Source organism: uncultured Mailhella sp. (genome assembly GCF_905187505.1).
Classification (GTDB): domain Bacteria; phylum Desulfobacterota; class Desulfovibrionia; order Desulfovibrionales; family Desulfovibrionaceae; genus Mailhella.
The window spans coordinates 1-2748 of the sequence record NZ_CAJJIC010000188.1 but is presented as its reverse complement, the minus strand read 5'-3'; the positions used below and the strand labels follow the sequence as shown (position 1 = coordinate 2748).

The window sequence follows — 2748 nt, the reverse complement described above, 5'->3', positions numbered from 1 at the left end:
GTCCATATGTTTCGCGTATATGAAGAAATGTCATAATTGTTAATTTATTGCCATTTTCATGAAATATTTGTATTATAGAGATAACACTAACAGTTGAAGGACGGAAAGCGCGGAGCATGGGTGGCCGGTTATGACAACCGGTTTTTATTACATGATTTTTATAAAAAATGACAGAGGCTTTCATGTATTTCTGCCGTTTTTTTGCATATCATGAAATGAAGGCTCCCGCTTTGGCCGCACAGCATCGGAAAGGAGGATTTTTGTCATGTCCAAATATGTGATGGCACTGGATGCGGGCACGACATCCAATCGCTGCATTCTGTTCAATGAGAAGGGCGAGGCCTGCAGCATTGCACAGAAGGAGTTCACCCAGTACTTCACCCAGCCCGGCTGGGTGGAGCACGCCGCCATGGAAATATGGCTCACCCAGTACGCCGTGGCGGCCGAGGCTCTGGCAAAGATAGACGCCACGGCCGAGGACATCGCCGCCATAGGCATCACCAACCAGCGCGAGACCACCATCGTGTGGGACCGGGAAACCGGAGAGCCCATCCATCACGCCATCGTATGGCAGGACCGTCGCACGGCCGAATACTGCGACAGTCTGCGGGCCAAGGGCCTTACCGAGTCCTTCCGGGCCAAGACCGGTCTGGTCATCGATCCGTACTTTTCCGGCACGAAGATTCGCTGGATTCTGGAAAACGTTTCCGGAGCAAGGGAAAAGGCAGAAGCCGGTCAGCTTCTGTTCGGCACCGTGGAAACCTGGCTCATATGGAAGCTCACCGGCGGCAAGGTGCATATTACGGACTATTCCAATGCCGCCCGCACCATGCTCTTCAACATCGTTGACCTGAAGTGGGATGAAGAGATCATGGCCGAGATGGGCATTCCCGCGAGAATGCTGCCCGAGGCGCGTCCGTCAAGCTGCGTGTACGGAGAAACCGTGCAGGAGCTGTTCGGCGGCGTCATTCCCATTGCCGGCGCAGCCGGCGATCAGCAGGCCGCGCTTTTCGGTCAGACCTGCTTTGAGCCCGGAGAGGCCAAGAACACCTACGGCACCGGCTGCTTCATGCTCATGAACACCGGCGAAAAGCCCATCTTCTCCAAGAACGGCCTTGTGACCACCATTGCCTGGGGACTGGACGGCAAGGTGAACTATGCGCTTGAAGGCTCCATCTTCGTGGCCGGTTCCGCCATTCAGTGGCTGCGCGATCAGCTTCGCGTGCTGGATGCCGCTTCCGACTCCGAGTATTTTGCAGGCAAGGTGTCCGACACCAACGGCTGCTACGTGGTGCCCGCCTTCACCGGTCTCGGGGCTCCTCACTGGGATCCCTATGCCCGAGGCGCCATCGTGGGCCTTACCCGCGGCGTGAACCGCTACCACATCATCCGCGCCACGCTGGAATCTCTGGCCTATCAGACCTACGAAGTGCTCGGTGCCATGGAAGCCGACTCCGGCATCAAGATGACGTCCCTCAAGGTGGACGGCGGAGCCTCCGCCAACGACCTGCTCATGCAGATGCAGGCCGACATCAACCAGGCTCCCGTCAACCGTCCCGTCTGCGTGGAAACCACGGCCATGGGTGCGGCCTATCTGGCCGGACTTGCCGTCGGCTACTGGAAGAACAAGGAGGACGTCATCCGCAACTGGGCCAGCGACAAGGTGTTCGGTCCCAAGATTACCCGGGTGGAGCGTGACAAGAAGGTGCGCGGCTGGAAGAAGGCCGTGAAGTGTGCCTACAACTGGGCCCGCGAAGAAGACTAGCCCTTTTTCAGCACATACGCATTGAAGCATGACGACCGCATTCTCCCCGCGGCGGCTTCCCCGCGGAAGCCTCTGCGGGGAGGTCAAAGCGGGGCGGGTCTTGGTACTCGTCCTTCGTTCAGGGCAGATCGGCTCCTTCCTTGAGATCAGAAAAGGAAGAGCTTTTTCCGTTCATCTGAAGAAAACATATCGCGTGAGCAGTTATATGCCTTATCTTGCTGAATTTTTTGGAACGATGATTTTGATTCTTCTCGGTGACGGCGTTGTTGCCAACGTCAATTTGAACCGGTCCGGCATGAAGGGAGCCGGTGCCGTTCAGATCACTTTTGCCTGGGGCCTTGCCGTCATGCTCCCCGCGTTTACTTTCGGCGCGGCTTCCGGTGCGCATTTCAATCCTGCGCTGACCATAGCGCTTGCCGCAGGCGGCTACTTCAGCTGGGGCATGGTGCCCGGCTACTGCATCGCGCAGATGGCCGGAGCCTTCGTCGGTGCCTGTCTCGTGTATGTTCTGTTCAAGGATCAGTTCGACGCCACTGATGATCCCAACATCAAGCGCGGCGTGTTCTGCACGTCACCCGCCGTGCCCAACCGCTTCCGCAACTTCCTCAGCGAAATCATCGGCACCTTCGTTCTTGTCTTCGCCATTCTCGGGCTCAATCAGGTGCCCAACATGCCCGGCGGCGTGAACTACATTCTGGTGTTCGGCATCATCGTGTCCATCGGCATGAGCCTCGGCGGCCTGACCGGGTATGCCATCAACCCCGCCCGTGACTGGGGTCCCCGTCTGGCCCATACCGTTCTTCCCATACGCGGCAAGGGCAGCTCTCACTGGGATTACGCCATCGTGCCTCTGGTCGGTCCCCTGGTCGGCGGTCTCATTGCCGTCTGTCTTTACAACATGCTGCCCTGGATGGAGTAATTTCTTCGGGGACGGAAAGACGTGCCGACCGCGTTTTCCCGAGTCCAGAAGAGTGCGGGAGCCG

Annotated in this window: 2 protein-coding genes; both read left to right on the top strand. The window is 57.8% G+C overall.

Translation table 11 applies throughout. From position 1 onward, the window contains the following. The first annotated feature begins 265 nt into the window (after positions 1 to 265). Positions 266 to 1765 (top strand): glycerol kinase GlpK, encoded by a 1500-nt coding sequence (gene glpK / locus QZZ60_RS11150; protein WP_295641412.1) that lies wholly within the window; start codon positions 266 to 268, stop codon positions 1763 to 1765. Between the two features lie 28 nt (positions 1766 to 1793). Continuing rightward, complete coding sequence (locus QZZ60_RS11145) at positions 1794 to 2684, top strand: MIP/aquaporin family protein (RefSeq protein ID WP_295641410.1); 891 nt, start codon at positions 1794 to 1796, stop codon at positions 2682 to 2684. Positions 2685 to 2748: the final 64 nt, after the last annotated feature.